The following is a 4,131-nucleotide window of genomic DNA, read 5'->3' as shown; positions in this document are numbered from 1 at the left end:
TGCGGCTTATCCTCACGATATTTTTATCCTCATCTTTTCTGGATATAAAGATATTTACTCTCTTCTTCGCAAAAAAGATGAGGATAACATATTTTATGTGATAATGGAATCGCATTAAAATCGAAAGGATGTGATTTCATGAATTATGATGATACCGTCGAAAAGGTAATGTCACTACTTAAAGAAAAGAAGGTGTGTTCAAGCAGTAGAAAGTCGCATAGGGACTGTTATGAATCTCTTGGATCGTATCTCGACCAAAATAGTACCGAGTATACGGTCAAAGCGCGTGATGAATGGTTTGCTGAGATTAAGAAAAGCCTTCCTTCACAGCGATGTGTCATATGGATCCGGTATGTATACCAGTTAGAGGAAATGGATTCTTCAGGAACAGTATCTGACCGCAGGCTATATCTAAATCAATCAGTATACGATAAACTTCCAGTTTCATGGAAAGATGATCTTGATTTCTATCTTGAAGACTGTTGTAAACGTTATACAAAACGCACATTAGAATTAACACGTACCTATTGTTCCGAAGGGTTGCTCATTTTTGATAAAATTGGAGTTGTCAATATATCAGATATCTCATACGAAGCGGTACTGATACTTGTAAACACCAAAATGTATCAATCAGATGAAACCAGAAACGTGATCCTTAATTACACGGCTCGGATGATACAGTTCTATGAAAAGATCGGGAAATGCACAAAGCCATACAGTCTTCTCTTTAACAGTCAGATTTATCCTCATATCGGATTGATCGATGCGTTTTCTTCAGAGAATAAAGCAGCTTTACAGAAAACGATAGATGTAATTATGTCAGCCGCAGACTTTAAAGGAAAGATTGAGCCTTTTATCGAATGCCTGCAAGCCCATGGATATATCGGTACTACTTTGAAACTGGCAAAACATGCATTAACAGCTTTTTATCTGTTTCTGGATATACATGATCTTGGTTATCATCCGGATATCGTTTGGATATGGTTCTCTGAGGTAAAAAATACACTGGGAACTTCCTGGCTTCACTGGAGAAGAGTTCTGAGTTTTTGTAATGAATATCTTCTTAGCGGCGATATCCACCCGGGCGGGAAATATAAATACATTCCTACCATATATGATGAACTCCCTGAATGGTGTAAGGAAGCCGTCGCAGGTCTTTTAGAACAGAAAAAACGTGAATATCGCGAAAGCGGTACACTTAAATCTTATCGATGTTCCTGTGCAAGCTTTTGTCTGTTTTTGATCGATCATGGGTATGACAGTTTCAAACAGATTTCTCCAGAGATAATCAAAGAATTCTCAATCCGGGATGAACATTCCACATTTAAAGGCCGTGCCACCCGCTTTGTAATCGTAAGAGCCTTCCTACGCTATCTTGAGGAACATCGATATACAGAAAGACATGGTCTGGATCAATGTCTTATATCAGGAAGTGCACCCGTAGATAAGATCATTGATGTTTTGTCCGATGAACAGATTCAGAGGATCCAGGAGTACCGGCTGACCCATAATGCCCCTGTAGAACTTCGCGACATTGCCATTGTTTTGCTTGGCCTGAAAACAGGACTGAGGGCCTATGATATCCTGGCACTCCGTTTTCAGGATATCGACTGGAAGAAATGCCAGATCTCAATCATCATGAAAAAAACGAAAACACAGATCACTCTTCCAATGCCTGTTGAAGTGGGAAATGCTATATATTCATACCTGAAATACGGCAGACCTGATGCAGAAAGCGATTTTATTTTTGTAAGATCCAAAGCCCCGTATGGAAGATTGACTGGTAAAGTATGTACCAGAGCACTTTACCGTATCCTGCCCGAAAGAAATGATGTAAAGGGCGGCGGTTTTCATGTGACACGCAGGACTTTTGCTACAAATCTGCTGAAAAATCATGCCGGCATCGATGATGTAATGGATGCACTTGGTCATCGTGATCCGACAAGCGTAATGAAATACCTTCTTCTGGATGATGAAAGAAGCAGAAAATGTGGATTATCATTGTCAGACATCGGACTGATGCTGGAAGGAGGTCTGCAATGAAGATTCTTGGATATGAATATCAAAGCTGTTTTGCTCCGTATATTAAACAGTTTCTACAGGAAAAGCGGTCTGTTGGATTCTCTTATGAAACTGAAGAATGGAAACTGAAACATTTTGATGATTTTTGTGTAAAAGAATCCGTTATACAGCCATATCTCAGCAGGGAACTGGTCAAAAAATGGGGGACATTGCGTGAAGGAGAAGCATTATCTACGTGTTCAGCACGTACTTCTATCATCCGTCAGTTTGCGTTATTCATGATCTCCCTCGGTGAGGAAGCATATATTCCGTCGAATTTTTATAAATGTGAAAAAAGACTGGTGCATGTCTTGTCAGATGATGAAATATCAGCATTCTTTCATGAAATCGACAGTTATTCTCCAGAGATAAAAGTGCCCTCGTTTTTGCGTCTGTCTACAGAGTATAAAGTGATCTTCAGATTGATCTATTGTTGTGGCCTGCGTATTTCAGAAGCGAGAAAACTGAAGTGGAGTGATGCAGATCTTGAAGCGGGAACATTAAAAATCATGCAGTCAAAAGGTCATAAAGACAGGCTAATATATATGTCAGATGATCTTGCTGTGTTAATGAAGGAATATAAGACGATACTGAATGATCATTATGGATGCGTATCAGAATGGGTTTTCCCTGCAAGAGAACCGGGCAACTGCCTGTGTTCTGTCACTATAAACGCAGCATTTCGCAGGGCATGGAATGCAACACCATATGCAGAAGGCTGTGACAAAACTCCTACCGTTCACTGCCTCAGACATAGCTTTGTAGTAAAAAGGATGAATCTCTGGATGGAAGAAGGTATCGCACTTAAGGAGATGCTTCCATTTCTGAGCCGGTATCTGGGACATCAGAGTACGGATGATACTTTTTATTATTACCATCAGGTCAGCGAAGCTTTCCGGATCATCAGAGACAGGGACAAGACTTCAGGTTTCGTTATCCCGGAGGTGACTGACCATGAGTAGAAAAAAAGTGGAAAAGATACTGTTTTTCTCAAAAACACTGGATTTTCTTGAGCATTACCTGCCTGATCAGTCATTGAAAAGCCGGAATACAATAGAAACCTACCGGGATGCTTTGACCGTGTTCAGAAGATATATAACCGATACTATGAATTTATCACTACGTACCTTTGGCTTTGAGGATTGTACACATGATTTTCTGTTATCATACATTGAGTTCCTGCATAAAAACGGCAACAGCGAAACCACTTGTAATAACAGGCTTGCTGCGATCAGAGCTTATCTCTGGTATGCTGCTGATTGTGATATATCGTTACAGTCAGTAGCTCTCACAGCTTCCAGAGTTCCTTTTCTTAAAGTACCAAAGCTGACACGTGAAGTCATCCCTGATGATGCCCTTAAGGCACTGCTCTCTGCTCCGCCGGATACTAAGATAGGCCGAAGGGACAGACTGATCCTGATATTGCTTTATGACTCTGCTGTCAGGGTTTCCGAATTATTGTCTATGAATGTATCTTCTGTAAATCTGGAGGCCGACATACCGTATCTTCGGATTTATGGAAAAGGTGATAAAGAAAGGATCGTTGCGATCACAGATAAGACCGCTGATCATCTGAAGAACTATTTAAAAGTTTACCATGAAGTGATAGATTCTGATGCTCCGCTGATCTATACAGTGATCAAGGGTCACAAAGACAGGATGTCAGTTGGAAATGTTGAGCGTATCATCAAAAAATATGCAGCTCAGATCCGCTCAAAGTATCCGAATTTCCCGGAACGATGCTATCCCCATATGTTCCGCAGGACCAGGGCAACCAATCTGTATCAGGATGGAACAGAACTTGAACTTGTTTCCCGTATACTGGGGCATTCCTCAAGTGAAACAACACGTATTTACGCAGTCCCTTCAGTTGATATGATGCGTAAAGTGATGGAATCAGGTGATCTGGAAAGTGATGAGAAGCCATTATGGCCAGATGATGAAGCTGAAATGGCACGTATCTGTGGTTTAAGATAAATAATGTTATCCTCATCTTTTTTGTGAAGAAGTGAGTAAATATCTTTATATCCAGAAAAGATGAGGATAAAAATATCGTGAGGATAAGCCGCA

General features: G+C 40.5%; 3 protein-coding genes. All 3 read left to right on the top strand.

Annotated features, from left to right (window positions below):
• The first annotated feature begins 138 nt into the window (after positions 1 to 138).
• Genes ACTNB3_RS17585 through ACTNB3_RS17575 form a run of 3 tightly spaced genes read left to right on the top strand, consistent with a single transcriptional unit; the run spans position 139 to position 4,038 of the window.
• Positions 139 to 2,043, top strand: a complete 1,905-nt coding sequence (locus tag ACTNB3_RS17585; protein ID WP_441019195.1) for a tyrosine-type recombinase/integrase — start codon at positions 139 to 141, stop codon at positions 2,041 to 2,043.
• On the top strand, positions 2,040 to 3,023 hold the full coding sequence (locus tag ACTNB3_RS17580; RefSeq protein ID WP_441019197.1) for a tyrosine-type recombinase/integrase: 984 nt from the start codon (positions 2,040 to 2,042) through the stop codon (positions 3,021 to 3,023). Before ACTNB3_RS17585 ends, ACTNB3_RS17580 begins: the two co-directional genes overlap by 4 nt.
• Positions 3,016 to 4,038 carry a tyrosine-type recombinase/integrase gene (locus tag ACTNB3_RS17575; protein WP_441019199.1) on the top strand — a complete coding sequence of 341 codons (1,023 nt, stop codon included), beginning with the start codon at positions 3,016 to 3,018 and terminating at the stop codon, positions 4,036 to 4,038. Before ACTNB3_RS17580 ends, ACTNB3_RS17575 begins: the two co-directional genes overlap by 8 nt.
• Positions 4,039 to 4,131 lie beyond the last annotated feature (93 nt).

It is taken from the genome of Bariatricus sp. HCP28S3_D3 (genome assembly GCF_052065755.1).
In the GTDB taxonomy this organism is placed as follows: Bacteria; Bacillota; Clostridia; order Lachnospirales; family Lachnospiraceae; genus Allocoprococcus.
The sequence above is the reverse complement of the archived record's forward strand: the minus strand, read 5'-3'. Positions and strand labels throughout refer to the sequence as shown.

Excerpts from the sequence above, each read along its gene's own strand:
- ACTNB3_RS17585 (WP_441019195.1), top strand. The coding sequence starts at position 139 with ATGAATTATGATGATACCGTCGAAAAGGTAATGTCACTACTTAAAGAA.
- ACTNB3_RS17580 (WP_441019197.1), top strand. The coding sequence starts at position 2,040 with ATGAAGATTCTTGGATATGAATATCAAAGCTGTTTTGCTCCGTATATT.
- ACTNB3_RS17575 (WP_441019199.1), top strand. The coding sequence starts at position 3,016 with ATGAGTAGAAAAAAAGTGGAAAAGATACTGTTTTTCTCAAAAACACTG.